General features: G+C 73.7%; 12 protein-coding genes. 7 read left to right on the top strand and 5 right to left on the bottom strand.

Annotated elements, in window-relative coordinates; translation table 11 throughout:
* The first annotated feature begins 283 nt into the window (after positions 1-283).
* From HNQ01_RS08355 to parC, 3 genes are read left to right on the top strand one after another with little or no spacing between them, the layout of a single operon-like run.
* The gene (locus HNQ01_RS08355; protein ID WP_173804916.1) at positions 284-1,084 is read left to right on the top strand and encodes a DUF481 domain-containing protein; all 801 of its coding nucleotides are present in this window, start codon (positions 284-286) and stop codon (positions 1,082-1,084) included.
* A 51-nt stretch (positions 1,085-1,135) separates the two neighbouring features.
* Positions 1,136-1,603, top strand: a complete 468-nt coding sequence (locus HNQ01_RS08360) for a hypothetical protein (protein ID WP_173804917.1) — start codon at positions 1,136-1,138, stop codon at positions 1,601-1,603.
* A 9-nt stretch (positions 1,604-1,612) separates the two neighbouring features.
* Positions 1,613-3,955 carry a DNA topoisomerase IV subunit A gene (gene parC, locus HNQ01_RS08365; RefSeq protein ID WP_173804918.1) on the top strand — a complete coding sequence of 781 codons (2,343 nt, stop codon included), beginning with the start codon at positions 1,613-1,615 and terminating at the stop codon, positions 3,953-3,955.
* A gap of 27 nt (positions 3,956-3,982) precedes the next feature.
* Here parC and HNQ01_RS08370 read toward each other — a convergent pair whose 3' ends face one another.
* Entirely contained in the window at positions 3,983-4,345 is a 363-nt protein-coding gene (locus HNQ01_RS08370; RefSeq protein ID WP_173804919.1) for a response regulator, read from the bottom strand.
* A 173-nt stretch (positions 4,346-4,518) separates the two neighbouring features.
* Here HNQ01_RS08370 and HNQ01_RS08375 point away from each other — a divergent pair, with 173 nt between their 5' ends.
* Both HNQ01_RS08375 and HNQ01_RS08380 read left to right on the top strand, forming a co-directional pair.
* On the top strand, positions 4,519-5,928 hold the full coding sequence (locus HNQ01_RS08375) for a methyl-accepting chemotaxis protein (protein ID WP_173804920.1): 1,410 nt from the start codon (positions 4,519-4,521) through the stop codon (positions 5,926-5,928).
* Positions 5,912-9,712 (top strand): PAS-domain containing protein, encoded by a 3,801-nt coding sequence (locus HNQ01_RS08380; RefSeq protein ID WP_173804921.1) that lies wholly within the window; start codon positions 5,912-5,914, stop codon positions 9,710-9,712. The genes HNQ01_RS08375 and HNQ01_RS08380 overlap by 17 nt, the downstream gene beginning before the upstream one ends.
* Here the strand turns inward: HNQ01_RS08380 and HNQ01_RS08385 are convergent.
* Positions 9,696-10,538, bottom strand: a complete 843-nt coding sequence (locus tag HNQ01_RS08385) for a DNA/RNA non-specific endonuclease (protein WP_353621664.1) — start codon at positions 10,536-10,538, stop codon at positions 9,696-9,698. The two genes, HNQ01_RS08380 and HNQ01_RS08385, sit on opposite strands and share 17 nt — an antisense overlap.
* A gap of 147 nt (positions 10,539-10,685) precedes the next feature.
* On the opposite strand from HNQ01_RS08385, the gene HNQ01_RS08390 reads away from it, so the two are divergent.
* Both HNQ01_RS08390 and HNQ01_RS08395 read left to right on the top strand, forming a co-directional pair.
* A complete protein-coding gene (locus HNQ01_RS08390; protein ID WP_173804922.1) occupies positions 10,686-11,180 on the top strand; it encodes a hypothetical protein in 495 nt (164 codons plus the stop codon).
* Complete coding sequence (locus HNQ01_RS08395) at positions 11,177-12,133, top strand: DUF2145 domain-containing protein (protein ID WP_353621665.1); 957 nt, start codon at positions 11,177-11,179, stop codon at positions 12,131-12,133. The genes HNQ01_RS08390 and HNQ01_RS08395 overlap by 4 nt, the downstream gene beginning before the upstream one ends.
* On the opposite strand, the gene araC is transcribed toward HNQ01_RS08395, so the two are convergent.
* From araC to mmsA, 3 genes are read right to left on the bottom strand one after another with little or no spacing between them, the layout of a single operon-like run.
* Entirely contained in the window at positions 12,109-13,071 is a 963-nt protein-coding gene (araC, locus tag HNQ01_RS08400; protein WP_173804923.1) for an arabinose operon transcriptional regulator AraC, read from the bottom strand. The two genes, HNQ01_RS08395 and araC, sit on opposite strands and share 25 nt — an antisense overlap.
* Before the next feature lie 10 nt (positions 13,072-13,081).
* Entirely contained in the window at positions 13,082-14,305 is a 1,224-nt protein-coding gene (gene mmsB / locus HNQ01_RS08405) for a multiple monosaccharide ABC transporter permease (RefSeq protein WP_173804924.1), read from the bottom strand.
* A gap of 50 nt (positions 14,306-14,355) precedes the next feature.
* Positions 14,356-15,897 carry a multiple monosaccharide ABC transporter ATP-binding protein gene (mmsA, locus tag HNQ01_RS08410; protein ID WP_173804925.1) on the bottom strand — a complete coding sequence of 514 codons (1,542 nt, stop codon included), beginning with the start codon at positions 15,895-15,897 and terminating at the stop codon, positions 14,356-14,358.
* Positions 15,898-15,938 lie beyond the last annotated feature (41 nt).

Raw genomic sequence — 15,938 nt, forward strand, 5'->3', positions numbered from 1 at the left:
AGGAACACGCGCGACACGCGGCGCGCGGCTGTCACCCGACCTCGGTCGGGGACGGTCCCGGCCGGGCAGCGGGCGTCAGCATGTCACGTGGCGGCCATCATGACGACGTCGGTTGCCGTGACTCCCCCCCGAAGGTGACCGACCCACGAGAAAACCCAGGGAGGGTTTTTTTCCCGCCGCACGCGGCGGGCAAGGGTCAGGCGTCAGGCACGCCTGGCAGGCCTGACGGGGGGGAAGACCGGAGTCCGTCCGAACGTGGCGGATCCGCCATCCGACACTCACGATGCCCACGCTCATGAACCACCGCCTCGCGTCCGCCCTGCTGTCCGTCGTCGCCCTGGGAGCCGCCGCTGCCGCGCAGGCCCAGACCGCCGCCCCGGCCGCTCCGGCCGCCACGCAGAAGGCCGACGGCCGCTTCCGCGCCGCGCTGGGCCTCGGGGCGAGCCTGTCGTCCGGCAACAGCCGCACCTCGAGCTTCTCGCTCGCCGGCCAGGGCGTCCGCATCACCGACCAGGACAAGCTGGGCGTGCAGGCCTCCGCGCTGTACGCGAGCAGCCAGGGCACCACCACCGCCGAGCAGCTGCGTGCCGGCGCCCGCTACGACTACAACCTCGGCCCGAGCACCTTCGCCTTCGGCCTGGCGGACCTGGAGCACAACCGTCCGGCCAACCTGTCGCTGCGCGGCGTGGTCGGCGCCGGTGCCGGCCTGCACCTGATCCGCACCGAGACCGACACGCTCGACGTCTTCGGCGGCCTGGCCTGGAACGCCGACCGCTATGTGGACGCCGCGCTGGTCGCCGGCGAGATGCGCTCGAGCTACAACTACGCCGCGGTGCTGCTCGGCGAGGAGTCGCAGCACCGCCTGAGCGACACCGTCAGCGTCTTCCAGCGCCTGACCGTGTACCCGAACCTGCGCGAGCGCGGCGAGTTCCGCGCCAGCTTCGGCTCGGGCCTGGCGGTGGCGCTGTCGAACGCGATGAACCTGAACGTCGGCCTGAGCTACGCCTACAACTCCGATCCGGGCGCCGGCCGCAAGAAGGGCGACACGCTGCTGACGACCGGCGTCTCGGTCAAGTTCGACTGAATGCAATGAGGTCGGCCGGTCGCCATGGCCGGCCGGTGCGGGGGAAGGGCCATGTTCGATCTGGGCGTGATCTCGGTGGCGGTGCAGCTGCTGCTGATCCTGGTGCTGATGGCGCTGTTCTCGGGGCGGCGCCACCTGCGCAGCCGTCGCCGGCGCTACGACAACGACGGCCAGCATCGGCCCGATCCGGCGCGGCCGGCATCGCGGCCGTCCGAGGCCGGCGCCGGGCCGCGCACCCAGCCGCCGCCGCCGCGCGACGGCCTGCGCAGCGACGACCTGCTGCCGGCCTGCTTCGCCGACACCTGCGCCGACTGGGCGCCGCGCGGCGGCTCGCGCACCGCGGCGGCTGCCGCACGCACCGATCCCCGCGCCGAGGCCATCGACCTCGATCCGCCGTTGCACTGCAGCACGCTCGATCTGCCCTTCGAGGACGGGGTGGCGGTCCGCCGCCGCCGGTCCGCCGACGCGGTGCCGTCGTTGTCCTGCACAATCGGGCGCCCGGTGCACATGCACGCCTGATGCCCGACGATGGACCAGACGACGATCGACTTCTCCCCCCCTTCCTCCTCCGACGACGCGCTGACGCTGGCGCACTACGCCGAGCGGGCCTATCTCGAATACGCGCTGAGCGTCGTCAAGGGCCGCGCGCTGCCGGACGTCGGCGACGGCCAGAAGCCGGTGCAGCGGCGCATCCTCTACGCGATGCACCGCATGGGGCTGGCGACGCAGCGCGCCAGCAACGGCAGCACCGGCGGCGCGCGGCCGGTCAAGAGCGCGCGCGTCGTGGGCGACGTGCTCGGCCGCTTCCACCCGCATGGCGACACCGCCGCCTATGACGCGCTGGTGCGCATGGCGCAGGACTTCTCGCTGCGCTATCCGCTGATCGACGGCCAGGGCAACTTCGGCAGCCGCGACGGCGACGGCGCGGCGGCGATGCGCTACACCGAGGCGCGCCTGGCGCCGATCGCGCGGCTGCTGCTCGACGAGATCGACGAGGGCACGGTCGACTTTGTGCCCAACTACGACGGCTCGACCGAGGAGCCGCGCCAGCTGCCCTCGCGCCTGCCCTTCGTGCTGCTCAACGGCGCCAGCGGCATCGCCGTCGGCCTGGCCACCGAGGTGCCCAGCCACAACCTGCGCGAGGTCGCCGCCGCGGCGGTCGCGCTGATCCGCGACGAGCACCTGAGCGACGACGCGCTGCACGCGCTGGTGCCCGGCCCCGACTATCCGGGCGGCGGCCAGATCATCAGCAGCGAGACCGAGATCCGCGAGGCCTACCGCACCGGGCGCGGCTCGCTGAAGGTGCGCGCGCGCTGGAAGGTCGAGGAACTCGCGCGCGGCCAGTGGCAGCTGGTGGTCACCGAGCTGCCTCCGGGCACCAGCAGCCAGAAGGTGCTCGAGGAGATCGAGGAGATCACCAACCCGAAGATCAAGGCCGGCAAGAAGGCGCTGACGCCCGAGCAGGTCCAGCTCAAGGGCGCGGTGCTGGCGGTGCTCGACGGCGTGCGCGACGAGTCCGGCAAGGAGGCGGCGGTGCGCCTGGTCTTCGAGCCGCGCAGCCGCACGATCGAGCTGCGCGAGCTGGTGACGACGCTGCTGGCGCACACCAGCCTGGAGAGCTCGGCGCCGATCAACATGACGATGATCGGGCTGGACGGCCGCCCGACGCCCAAGAGCCTGCGCCAGGTGCTGCTCGAGTGGACCGGTTTCCGGCTCGACACGGTGCGCCGGCGCACCGCGCACCGCCTGGAGCGGGTCAGCGAGCGCATCCATGTGCTGGAGGGCCGCCAGCTGGTGCTGCTCAACCTCGACGAGGTGATCCGCATCATCCGCGAGAGCGACGAGCCGAAGGCTGCGCTGATCGCGCGCTTCCGCCTGAGCGAGCGCCAGGCCGAGGACATCCTGGAGATCCGCCTGCGCCAGCTCGCGCGGCTGGAGGCGATCAAGATCGAGCAGGAGCTGGCCGAGCTGCGCGGCGAGCAGGCCAAGCTGGACGACATCCTGGGCAACCCGGCCTCGCTGCGCCGGCTGGTCATCCGCGAGATCGAGGCCGATGCGAAGCAGCATGGCGACGAGCGCCGCACGCTGATCCAGGCCGAGAAGAAGGCCGTGGCCGAGGTCCGGGTGGCCGACGAGCCGGTCACCGTCGTCGTCAGCCAGAAGGGCTGGGTGCGTGCGCGCACCGGCCACGGCCACGATCCGGCCGGCTTCGCCTTCAAGGCGGGTGACGCGCTGCACGGCACCTTCGAGTGCCGCACCGTCGACACGCTGGTGGCCTGCGCGAGCAACGGCCGCGTCTACTCGGTGGCGGTCAGCGCCTTGCCCGGCGCGCGCGGCGACGGCGCGCCGATCACCTCGCTGATCGATCTGGAGCCGGGCACGCAGGTGCTGCACTACCTGACCGGGCCGGCCGACCGGATGCTGCTGATGGCGCACAGCGGCGGCACCGGCCTGCTGGCGCGCCTGGGCGACCTGTTCGCGCGCAACAAGGGCGGCAAGGCCTTCCTGACGCTGGAGCCGGGCGAGCAGTGGTTCGCGCCGGTGCCGGTGGAGGCCTCGCACAGCCGCGTGGCCTGCCTGAGCGCCACCGGCCGGCTGCTGGTCTTCGGCCTGGACGAGCTCAAGCACCAGGCCGGCGGCGGTCGGGGCCTGATGCTGATGGCCGACATCGACCTGCAGGCCGATCCGCTGCTGGCGGTGACGGTGCTGGGCGAGGGCGGTCTGCGCGTCAGCGGCCTGGGCCGCGGCGCCAGGCCGCGCGACGAGGACCTGAAGCCGAACGCGCTGGCCGGCTGGGTCGGCCGGCGCGCGCGCAAGGGCCGGCTGCTCGACACGACGATGAAGGAATTCCGCGGCCTGGCGCCGCTGTGAGCCTGTCCGTGAGCCGGCCCGCCGCGCTCAGGCCAGGCGGCTCACCACCGAGAGCAGCTGCCGCGGGCTGAAGGGCTTGGTCAGGAAGGCGCTGGCGCCGGATTCCAGGCCGCGGCGCCGGTCGGCCGCGTCGGTCTTCGAGGTCAGCATGATGACCGGCGTGCGCCGCAGCGCGGCGTCGCCGCGCAGGCGCTGACAGACCGCGAAGCCGTCGAGCGCCCCCGGCATCACCACGTCGAGCAGCACCAGGTCCGGGCGCAGGCGCAGCGCGGCGGCCAGGCCGGCGCTGCCGTCGCCGGCCTCGTGGACCTCGAGATGCTCGATCTCCAGGGTCAGCCGGATCAGCTCCCGGATCTCGGGCTGGTCGTCGATGACGAGAACATGCTTCATGCGCGGCTTCCGGTGGGCACCCAGGAGGAGATGCTGGCCACTGTAGGCCGGCGCGGCCGGCGCGATGGCGTGAACAGCCCCGCGGCGTCGCGGCTGTTCGTCCGGCCGGGCGAGGGCGGGCGCGTCTACGCTGGCGGTCACCCGTTCCTCCGCCCCTTCCCTGGCTCCCGCCGATGCCCGAACGCTCCATGGACTCGCCTTCATCCGCCCGCCCGAGCCGGCTGGACCGCCTGTTCGCCACCAGCCCGCGCCTGCGCCCGCTGCTGCTGCTGGCGCTGCCGGCGGTGGCCGGCGCGGCGGCGCTGCCGTGGGTCGCTCCGGGACAGGCGCTCGCCCCGCTGCCCGGCGCGCTGGTGCTGATGCTGCTGCCGCTGTCGCAGCGCTGGCCGCTGCCGCTGGGTGCGGCGCTGGTGCAGGCCGGCTCGCTGGCGGCGGCGGGCGCGGCCACCGGCCCGGCGCTGCCCTGGCTGCTGCTGGCAGCCGCGCAGGGCGTCTTCGGCGCGCTGGACGCGCGGGTGCGCGCCGGCCAGGCGCGTGCGCTGTTCGATGTCGATTTCCTGGTGCGAGCGATGGGCCGCTCCGGGCGCATCCACCTCAATCTCGAGGTGCTGCGGGCCGAGACGCCGCTGGGCCAGCGGCTGAAGGACGTGCAGGAGCGCGTCGGCCAGATGCTGGCGCAGGCACGACGCTCCGCGCAGTCGACGGGCGAGTCCGCAGCCACGCTGCAGGACAGCGGCCAGCGCCTGGGCGAGCGCAGCGAGCAGGCCGCGCGCGAGCTCGGCGACGTGGCGGTGTCGCTCGACCAGATCGCGGTGATCGTCAAGGACAGCGCCGGCGCGGCGATGGCCGCGCGCGCCACCGCGCAGTCGGCCACCGCGCTGGCGCGCGAGGGCGGCGAGATCGTCGCGCGCATGGTCTCGCAGATGCACCGCATCGACACCGACGCGCGCCGCATCACCGACATCATCGGCGTGATCGACGCGATCGCCTTCCAGACCAACATCCTGGCGCTGAACGCGGCGGTGGAGGCCGCGCGCGCCGGCGAGCAGGGCCGCGGCTTCGCGGTGGTCGCCGCCGAGGTGCGCACGCTGGCGCAGCGCGTCACCCGCGCCGCGGCGGAGATCAAGGGCCTGATCGGCGAATCGGTGCAGGCCTCGACCGAGGGCAGCGCGCTGGCCTCGGTGGCCGGCACGACGATCGAGCGGCTCAGCGAGGCGGTGGCCCGGGTCGACACCACCTTCCACGACCTCTCGGCCGACACCAACGAGCATGCCGACGGGCTGCTGGCGATGCGCGACACGCTGTTCGCGCTGCGCGAGACCACCCGGGAGAACCTGCAGCTCGCCACCGAGACCTTCGCGATCGCCGACACGCTGGCCGAGCAGGCGCGCGGCCTCGATGGCGTGCTGGCGGAGTTCCGGCTGTCGGGCGACGCGGTCGGTGCGGTCGGCACCGGCGTGCCGCTGCCGCTGCCGCGGGCGTCCGCGACCCCGTCGGCACCCGCCGCGCCGCATGCCGCGCCGCATGCCGACTCCCGCGCGACACCGGCCCCGGCCGGCCAGGGCCTTGTCGAGTTCTTCTGATCCCGGCCCGCGGGCGGCCCTGCGGCAGGTGCTGGAGGTGATGGGCTGCGTGCTGGCGGCCCAGGTGGCGGTGCTGGGGGCGGTGCAGGTGCTGCTGCCGGCGCTGGCGGCCCCGGTGGCGCTGGCCGCCGGGCTGGTGCTGGCCGCGCCGCTGCTGCTCTGGCGCGCCGGTGCGCTGCCGCTGGCCGGGGGCGGCAGCGGGCGTGCGCGGCCCCCGCGCCACGAGCGCGACCGGCTGCTGGCGGCGCTGCGCCAGCATGCGGCGATCGCGGTGCTGGACCGGCGCGGCCGGCTGCGCGAGGTCAGCGAGCCCTTCTGCCGGCTGGTCGGCCAGCCGCGCGAGGCGCTGATCGGCCGCGGCCACCGCCCGCTCGTCGCCGGCGCGCTGGACCGCCGCCGCTGGCGCGAGCTGCGCTGCGTCGTCGCGGCGGGCCGGGCCTGGCGCGGCGAGATCGTGCGCGCCGCGCCGGGCGACGGACCGCTGGGCGTCGACGTGCTGGTGGTGCCGCTGGTCGGGCAGCATGGCGAGCCGCCGCAGCGCTACCTGCTGCTCTGCCACGACATCAGCCGGCACTGCCGGACCGAGCGGGCGCTGGCGCAGGCCAACACGGTGCAGCGGGGCATCCTCGAGAACCTGCCCTGCGGCCTGGCGGTGTTCGGGGACGACCTCGACCTGATGATCTGCAATGCGGAATACCGCCAGCTGCTCGACCTGCCCGAGGCGCTGTTCGCGGGCCCGCGCACCTCCTACGAGCAGATCGTGCGCTGCAAGGCCGAGCGCGGCGACTACGGCGCCGGCGACCTCGGCTCGCTGGTGAGCGCGCGCATCGCGGTGGCGCGCCAGCCGATGCTGCAGCGCATGGAGCACACCCGCGAGGACGGCCTGACGCTCGACATCCGCAGCGCGCCGCTGCCCGGTGGCGGCTTCGTCACCACCTACGTCAACATCACCGACCATAAGCTGACCGAGACGCTGCTGCGCGGCGCGATCGACGCGGTCAACGAGGCCTTCGTCGTCTACGACCCGCAGGACCGGCTGGTGTTCTGCAACGACAAGTACCGCGAGCTCTACGCCACCTCGGCCGACCTGATCCTGCCCGGCGCGAGCTTCGAGTCGATCATCCGCGCCGGCGCCGAGCGCGGCCAGTACCGGGCCGCGACCGGGCGCGTCGAGGCCTGGATCGCCGAGCGCATGGCGGTGCACCGCGCCGCCGACGGCGTGGTCGAGCAGCAGCTCGACGACGGGCGCTGGCTGCGCATCATCGAGCGGCGCATGCCCGGCGGCCACCTGGTGGGCTTTCGCATCGACATCACCGAGCTGGTGCTGGCGCGCGAGCGCGCCGAGGCGGCCTCGCGCGAGAGCCGCCAGGCGCTGGCGCGGCTGCAGGCCATCCACGCGATCCTGCCGGTCGGCATCACCGTGACCGATCCGTCGGGCCGCATCATCGACTGCAATCCGGCCTCCGAGCGCATGCTCGGCCTGGGGCGCAGCGAGCATGTCCGGCGCAACTGCGACGACGCGCGCTGGACCATCCGGCGCGAGGACGGCAGCCTGATGCCGGCCGACGAGTACCCGGGCCTGCGCGCGCTGCGCAGCGGGCAGCCCGTGCGCGATGCGGTGATGCAGGTGCAGGCCCCGGACGGGCGCGCGGTCTGGCTCTCGGTCAGCGCGATGCCGGCCGGGCACGAGGATCTCGGCGTCGTCATCGGCTATGTCGACATCGGCGAGCAGCGCGCCCAGCATGCGGCGCTGCTGCGCGCCAAGGCCCAGGCCGAGGAGGCCAGCGTGGCCAAGAGCCAGTTCCTGGCCAACATGAGCCACGAGATCCGCACGCCGATGAACGCGGTGCTGGGCATGCTGCGGCTGCTGCAGGGCACGACCCTGAGCCCGGCGCAGCACGACTACACCGACAAGGCTGGCCGGGCCGCGCGCGCGATGCTCGGCCTGCTCGACGACATTCTCGACTTCTCGAAGATCGAGGCCGGCAAGCTCGAGCTCGATCCCCAGCCCTTCGCGCTGGAGCGGCTGCTGCGCGACCTCGCCGACCTGGTGGCGGCCAGCGTGGGCGAGCGCGCGCTCGAGGTGGTGTTCGACATCGACCCGGCGACGCCCGGGCGGCTGGTCTGCGACGCGATGCGGCTGCAGCAGGTGCTGATCAATCTGCTGGGCAACGCGATCAAGTTCACCCCGGCCGGCGAGGTGCGGCTGTCGGTGCGGCCGGTGCTGCTCAACCTGACCGATGTGGTGCTCGAGTTCGCGGTGGCCGACACCGGCATCGGCATCGCGCCGGAGCACCGCCAGCGCATCTTCAGCGGCTTCTCGCAGGCCGAGGCCTCGACGACGCGGCGCTTCGGCGGCACCGGCCTGGGGCTGTCGATCAGCCAGCGCCTGGTCGCGCTGATGGGCGGCGAGATGCGGCTCGAGAGCACGCCGGGCCAGGGCAGCCGCTTCTCCTTCGAGCTGGTGCTCGAGATCGCCGAGGACGAGGAGATGCCGGCGGCCGCCGTCCCGGGGGCGCTGCCGGCGCAGCAGGTGCTGGTGGTCGACGACCATGCCGGCACGCGCGAGGCGCTGGTCGCGATGGCCGCGTCGCTGGGCTGGCCGGCGCAGGCGGTGACGGATGCCGACGCGGCGCTCGAGGCGGTCCGCCGCGGCCTGGTGGCCGGGCCGCGGGTGACGCTGGCGCTGGTCGACGGCCTGCCGGCCGAGGCGGCGCGGGCGCTGTGCCGCACGCTGCGCGGCCATGACGAGGACCTGATGCTGCTGTCGCTGGAGAACGCCGGCGGCCGGGTGGCGCTGGCCTCGCAGCCGCTGTCGCGGCGCGACGGCCTGGACGGCTGTCTGGTGCGGCCGGTGATCGGCCCGGTGCTGCGCGACACCGTGGCGGCGGTGGCGGCCGAGCGGCGCGGCGAGCCGCTGCCGGCGGCCCCGGTGGCGGCCGAGCGCCGGCTCGACGGCCTGCGGCTGCTGGTGGTCGAGGACAACCCGAACAACCAGCAGGTCGCGCGCGAGCTGCTCGAGGGCGAGGGCGCGCAGGTGACGATCGCCGCCGACGGCGAGCAGGGCGTGCGTGCGGTCGCCGCGGCCGATCCGATGTTCGATCTGGTGCTGATGGACCTGCAGATGCCGGTGATGGACGGCCTGACCGCGACCGCACGCATTCGCGGCGACCTGGGCCTGACGCGGCTGCCGATCATCGCGATGACCGCCAACGCGATGGCCGGCGACCGCGCCGCCTGCCTGGCCGCCGGCATGGACGAGCATGTCGGCAAGCCCTTCGATCTCGATGCGCTGGTGCGGCTGCTGCTGCGGCTGGGCGGGCGTGCGGACCGGCGGGCGCCGGTCTCGCGGGCGGCGGCGGTGCGGCTGCCCGAGGCGCTGCGCGCCCAGGCCTGGCGGGCCGGCATCGACCTGGACGGCGCGCTCGAGCGCATGTCCGGCCGCGCCGACGTGCTGCGCCGGCTCGCCGCCGGCCTGGTGGTGACGCTGCAGGGCTGCCGGGCGGGGCTCGAGGCGCATCTGGCGCGCGGCGAGCACGAGGACGCGGTGCGGCAGATGCACTCGCTCAAGGGCCTGGCGGCGACGCTGGGCGCCGAGGCGCTGTCGCGCCAGGCGGCCGCGGCCGAGCATGCGCTGGCCGCCGGCCTGCCGCCGGCCGGGCGCACGACGCTGTCGGCCTGGCCCGAGGAGATGGCCGGGCCGGTCGAGCGTCTGGCCGAGGACCTGCAGTCGCTGCTGGCCCAGTGGCCGCAGGACGCCGTGCCGCTCAGTCCGCCGGCCTGAGCCCGGGCAGGAACTCGATGCCGGTGCGCCGGACCAGCTCCGCGTAGGAAATCGGCCGCGGGAAGGTGGCGTCGTCGCGGTTGTCGATCCAGTAGGCCCAGGCGCGGTTCTCGACGGTGTCGTAGACCAGCTTGTAGAGCTGCGACGGCACCCAGACCCGGTTGTCGCCGATGGTGCGGGGACGGTCCGGGAAGACCGGGCCGGTGTAGACCTGCACCGCGCCCTTGCTGCGCATCACGTACTTGCGCGTGGCCTTCTCGATGTCGGCCCAGGGGCCGCGGTTGTTCTGCGGCGCCTGCGGCACCATGTTGGACATCGAGAAGCTCTGCGCCATCGCCGAGGCGGTCGGCATGTCGGCCGCCGGCGCCATGTGGCCGCGGTCGAAGCCGGAGCTGCGGTAGTCGTCCGGCGTCGAGCGCTCCGACGAGGGCAGGCGCGCCTCCGGATAGAAGCGGTTGGTGCGCTCCTCGTCGCGGGCGTCGTTCAGCTGGCGCCGCGTCAGCCGCTCGATCACCAGCACCGGCGTGCGGCTCTGGCCGGAATGGACGACGGCGAAGGCATCGAAGCAGACCTCGCGCAGCCGGCGCTGCGGCGCGAGATCCACCCGCGGCAGCACGTCCTTGCCGGGAAAGAACTGCGGGCAGCGGCTGCTGCCGCCGGGATAGCCCAGCGGCCCGCCGGTGGCGGGTGCGGCCGGCGTCTCCGGCTTCTGGGCCGACTTCGGCAGGAAGGACTTGAACGGCGAATCGAAGGCCGGGGCGGCGGGCGGCAGCAGCAGGGCGGCCGTGCCGGCCAGGATGGCGAGGAGGGGGCGGATCGAGGACACGTCGGGACAGGGGCGGAAAAGGGGGGGGCGCCGCGGGGCGCGCAGATGAAGGACAGATGAAGGGGCGTGACACTAACCGAAGTCGGTGCGGAACACCGCGTTCATCGCCGGGTCGACGCAGCGGAGCCGCTGATACCGTCGCTGACCATGAAGATCTCCTCCTTGCCGAATCTCCTGCTGCCGGCCGCGCTGGCGCTGCTGTCGGGCGTGTCGCTGGCGCTGCCGGCGGTCGCGGCCAGCACCGCCGCCTCGTCGGCCTCCGACAGCGCCTCCTCGGCCGTCGGCAGCCTGTCCACCTCGATCGGCCAGTCCAGCCGCAGCTCGTCGAAGGGCGACCTGGCCGCCGGCGACTGGCGCGTCGTCGATGTCGCCGAGGCGCCGGCCGGCGCGGGCGACGGCACCGTGCCCGGTCCGGCGCTGCTGGCGCTGACGCTGCAGGCCGAGCCGGGCGGCACCGAGCTGGTGCTGAAGCTGCCGCGCGCGCTGGCCGAGCGCCAGGCGCTGGTTGCCGGCGAGCGCCTGAGCGTGCGCCGCCAGGGCTGGGGCTTCGAGCTGGCCCGCGCCGGCGTGGCCGAACCCTTCTTCCTGGTGGTCGACGACACCACCCACCGTGAGCTCGGTTCGCGCCAGGTCGGCGCGTGAGGCCGGCGCACGCCCGGCCCGGGCGGCGTGCCGTGCGTGCCGGCGTGCTGGCCGGCGTGCTGCTGCTCGGCGCCACCGGCGCCCGCGCCGACCTGCTGGGCCTGTGCGCGGCCGCACCCGACCCCGGCGCGCAGGCGATCGGCCGCATGCTGACGCTGGCCGCCCGGGTGCGCACCGAGCTCGAGGGTTCGGGCCGGCGGGTCGCGCTGGTGTCGCGCTCCGGGCTCGACCTGGGCCGCATCGGGCACCGCCACTCGCATGCCGGCTTCAGCGTGCGCGCCAGCGCCGACGGGCCCTGGTCGGTGCGCCAGCTCTACTACGCCTGCGAGCAGGGCCGCGCGCAGCTGTTCGACCAGGGCCTGGGCGGCTTCCTGGCCGGCGTCGACGATGTGCGGCTCGGCTACCTGTCGGTGGTGCTGCTGCCGCCGGGCGAGGACGTGGCGCTGGAGGCCGCGCTGCTCGATGCCGGCCGCTCGCTGGAGGTGCTCGGCGGTCGCTACAGCCCGAACGCCTACGCCTTCTCCACCCTCTACCAGAACTGCAACCAGTGGGCGGTCGAGCTGATCGCCACCGCCGCCGGCGCCGCTCCCGGCCGCACCGCCGCGCAGGACTGGCTGCGCCGCACCGGCTACCAGCCCAGCCGCATCGAGCTGCCCACCTGGGCGATCGACCTGACGCGGCTGATGCCCTGGCTGCATCATGACGATCATCCGCCCGAGGCGCTGGCCGCGGGCCGGATGCAGGTCAGCCTGCCGGCCTCGCTCGAGGCCTTCGTGCATCAGCGCTGGCCGGCGGCCGAGCGGATGGAGTTCTGCCACGCCGACGGCCGCGCGGTGCTGCACCGCGGCTGGACGCCGGTGGCCGAGGGCTGCGCGCCCGGACCGGGCGACGAGGTGTTCGCGCTGGACGCTCCGGTTGCCCGGGCTGTTCAGGCTCCTCCGCAGGCGCGCTGAGCGGCCCGCCGGGCGGACAGGCCGGCGGCCGCGACGGGGTCGTCCGGGTCGTCGATCGCTTCGCTCCAGGGATCGGCCGCCTCGGCGTGGCTGCGGCGGAACTCGGTCGGGGCCACGCCGACGCGCTTGCGGAACACGCGCGAGAAGTACAGCGGATCGTCGTAGCCGACGCGTGCGGCGATGGCCGAAACCGGCGTGGCGGTGCTCTGCAGCATGTGCTTGGCCAGGATGATGCGCTGGTCCTCGCGCCAGCGCAGCAGGTTGACGCCGATCTGCTCGCGGAACAGATGGGCCAGGCGCGACGGCGACAGGCAGACCTCGGCCGCCACCTGCTCCAGGCTCAGGTCGCGCGCGAGCTGGTCGGTCAGCAGCTGGCAGGCGGTCTGGATGCGCGTGTCCAGCGGGCGCGAGTCGCTGCCGGGCTGCTCCTCGTGGCAGCGGATCAGCAGCCGCTCGACCAGGTTGAGCGCCAGCTCCTGCGAGGTGCGCCGGCCGCCGCGGTGGGTGGCGTCGATGTCGGCGAAGAGCTGGGCCATCTCCTCGCGCAGCGCCGGATCGGCCAGGGGCAGCCGGCCGACCCGGCCGCCGGGCGCCGTCGGCCAGTGCAGCCAGCCGGCCCAGAAGGCGCGCGGGCGGAAATACACCCAGCGGTGGTGCCAGCGCTCGGCCTGCGGGGCGCGGCCGTAGTAGTGCGGCACGCCGGCCGGGAACAGCAGCAGATCGCCCTCGTGGCAGTCGAAGCGGTGCTCGCCGTCATGCACCCGCCCGCTGCCGGCCACCGTCAGGTTCAGGATGCAGCCCTTCATGCCGCCGGGGCGGTCGACGTAGAAGTCCAGCGGCCCGTCCTGCTCGATCGGCGTGAGGCCGGCGACCAGGTAGAGGTTGAAGTTGTAGCCAGGCAGCAGCGGGTTGAGCTGACGGGCGGCGTCGCGGCTCACGGGTCGGCCTTCAGCGGTTCTTCTGCCAGACGTCGAGGAACACGGCGGCCAGCAGCACCAGGCCCTTGATCACCTGCTGGTAGTCGATGCCCACGCCCAGGATGGACATGCCGTTGTTCATCACGCCCATGATGAAGGCGCCGATGACCGCACCCATCACCTTGCCGACGCCGCCCGAGGCCGAGGCGCCGCCGATGAAGCAGGCCGCGATCACGTCGAGCTCGAAGCCCAGGCCGGCCTTGGGCGTGGCGGTGTTCAGCCGTGCGGCGAAGACCAGGCCGGCCAGCGCGGCCAGCACGCCCATCGTCACGAAGGTCATGAAGGTCAGCCGTTCGGTGTGGATGCCCGACAGGCGCGCGGCCTTCTCGTTGCCGCCCAGCGCGTAGAGGCGGCGGCCGGTGACGGTGCGGGTGGTCAGGAAGTCGAAGGCCAGCACCAGCGCGGTCATCACCACCAGCACGTTGGGCAGACCCTTGTAGGACGCCATCAGCACGCAGAAGTACAGCAGCAGGCCGCTGAAGACCGCCAGCCGCACCGCGCACAGCGCCAGCGGCTCGGTGCGCATGCCCCAGCGGGCCTGCTGCTGGCGCGCCCGCAGCGCCGACGCCACCAGCGCCACGGCGGCCGCCACGCCGATCAGCAGCGAGCCGGTGCGCAGACCGCCGTCGGCGGCCAGCGGATCGGCGATGAAGCCCGAGGCCAGGCGCTGGAACTCCTCCGGGAAGGGGCCCACCGACTGGCCCTGCAGCAGCGCCAGCGCCAGACCCTTGAACACCAGCATGCCGGCCAGCGTGACGATGAAGGAAGGAATGCGGAAGCGCGCGACGAACAGGCCCTGGGCCGCGCCGATCAGCCCGCCGACAGCCAGGCACACCGCGCCGGCCAGCAGCGGCGACCACTCGCGCTCGACGATCAGCACCGCGGCGAGCGCACCGACGAATCCGCAGACCGAGCCCACCGACAGGTCGATGTGGCCTGCGACGATGACCAGCAGCATGCCCAGCGCCATGATGACGATGTAGCTGTTCTGCAGCACCAGGTTGGTCAGGTTCAGCGGCTGCATCAGCGTGCCGTCGGTCATCACCTGGAAGAATCCCATGATGACGATGAGGCTCAGCAGCATGCCGTATTCGCGCAGATGGGTCTGCAGCAGGCGCCAGAGGCCGCCTTCGGCGGGACGCGAGGCGCCGGCATCGGTGCCGGGCAGGGAGGGGACGGGCAGGGGGCGATCCATGGCGGTGACGACGGTGTTCGGAAACGGGGTTCTGCGGTTCGGGCGGGGGTTCAGGCCGCGCGGGGCGCGGCGGTGACGATGGCGCGCATCACGCGCTCCTGGGTGGCCTCGGCGGTGGGCATCTCGGCGACGAAGCGGCCCTCGTTCATCACGTAGAGGCGGTCGCTCATGCCCAGCAGCTCGGGCAGCTCCGACGAGATCAGGATCACGGCCTTGCCGTCGGCGGCGAGCTGGTTGATCAGGGTGTAGATCTCGTACTTGGCGCCGACGTCGATGCCGCGGGTGGGCTCGTCGAGGATCAGCACCTCGGGCCGGGTGAACAGCCACTTGGCCAGCACCACCTTCTGCTGGTTGCCGCCGCTGAGGTTGACGGTGCGGTGGTCGACCCCGGCGCTGCGGATGCGCAGGCGCTCGCGGTAGTCGCTGGCCACCGCATGTTCCTGGCCGGGCTGGATGACGCCGGCGCGCGCGACGCCGGGCAGGTTGGCCAACGGGGTGTTGAAGCGGATGTCCTGGTCGAGCACCAGGCCGCAGCCCTTGCGGTCCTCGGTCACGTAGGCCAGTCCGGCGGCGATCGCGCGCTGCACGGTCGACAGGTCGACCGGACGGCCGTGCAGCAGGGCCTGGCCGCTGATGCGCGTGCCCCAGGCACGGCCGAAGACGCTCATCGCCAGCTCGGTGCGGCCGGCGCCCATCAGGCCGGCGATGCCGACGACCTCGCCGGCGCGCACCTGCAGGCTGACGCGGTCGATCACGCGCCGATCGGGCTGCTGCGGATGGTGCGCGCACCAGTCGCGCAGCTCGAACACCACCTCGCCCGGGCGGGCGGTGCGCGGCGGCCAGCGCTCGGCCATCGTGCGACCGACCATCGCGCGGATCACCCGGTCCTCGCCGACCGGCTCGACGCGGCAGTCGATCGTCTCGATCGTGCTGCCGTCGCGCAGCACCGTGACCCGGTCGGCCACGCGCGCGATCTCGTTGAGCTTGTGCGAGATCAGGATGCAGGCGATGCCCTGGGCGCGCAGCTCGATCAGCAGGTCGAGCAGGGCCTGGCTGTCGCGTTCGTTGAGGCTGGCGGTGGGCTCGTCGAGGATCAGCAGCCGCACGTCCTTGGCCAGCGCCTTGGCGATCTCCACCATCTGCTGCTGGCCGATGCCCAGCCGGCCCACCGGCGTGGCCGGATCGACGTCCAGGCCCACGCGCTGCAGCAGCTGCAGCGCCCGCTGGTGCGCCGGGCCGGACTGCAGCACGCCGTGGCGCGCGATCTCGTGGCCGAGGAAGAGGTTCTCGGTCACCGACAGCAGCGGCACCAGCGCCAGCTCCTGGTGGATGATGATGATGCCCAGGCGCTCGCTGTCGGCGATGCCGGCGAAGGCCTGCTCGCGGCCCTCGAACAGGATGCGGCCGTCGTGGCCGCCGGCCGGGTACACCCCGGACAGCACCTTCATCAGCGTGGACTTGCCGGCGCCGTTCTCGCCGACCAGCGCGTGGATCTCGCCGGCGTGCACGCGCAGGTTGACGCGGTCGAGCGCGACCACGCCGGGAAAGGTCTTGCGGATGTCCTGCATCTCCAGCAGGGGGGTGTCGTCCATCGGGGGCTCCGGTCGTTCGCGGGAATCGGGGGGCGGCAGGC

This window comes from Sphaerotilus uruguayifluvii (assembly GCF_013294065.1).
GTDB lineage: Bacteria > Pseudomonadota > Gammaproteobacteria > Burkholderiales > Burkholderiaceae_C > Sphaerotilus > Sphaerotilus uruguayifluvii.

Bases quoted from the DNA above. Each gene is read 5' to 3' on its own strand.
- mmsA (WP_173804925.1), bottom strand. From the start codon at position 15,897: ATGGACGACACCCCCCTGCTGGAGATGCAGGACATCCGCAAGACCTTT.
- HNQ01_RS08375 (WP_173804920.1), top strand. From the start codon at position 4,519: ATGCCCGAACGCTCCATGGACTCGCCTTCATCCGCCCGCCCGAGCCGG.
- HNQ01_RS08355 (WP_173804916.1), top strand. From the start codon at position 284: ATGCCCACGCTCATGAACCACCGCCTCGCGTCCGCCCTGCTGTCCGTC.
- parC (WP_173804918.1), top strand. From the start codon at position 1,613: ATGGACCAGACGACGATCGACTTCTCCCCCCCTTCCTCCTCCGACGAC.
- mmsB (WP_173804924.1), bottom strand. From the start codon at position 14,305: ATGGATCGCCCCCTGCCCGTCCCCTCCCTGCCCGGCACCGATGCCGGC.
- HNQ01_RS08370 (WP_173804919.1), bottom strand. From the start codon at position 4,345: ATGAAGCATGTTCTCGTCATCGACGACCAGCCCGAGATCCGGGAGCTG.
- HNQ01_RS08390 (WP_173804922.1), top strand. From the start codon at position 10,686: ATGAAGATCTCCTCCTTGCCGAATCTCCTGCTGCCGGCCGCGCTGGCG.
- HNQ01_RS08360 (WP_173804917.1), top strand. From the start codon at position 1,136: ATGTTCGATCTGGGCGTGATCTCGGTGGCGGTGCAGCTGCTGCTGATC.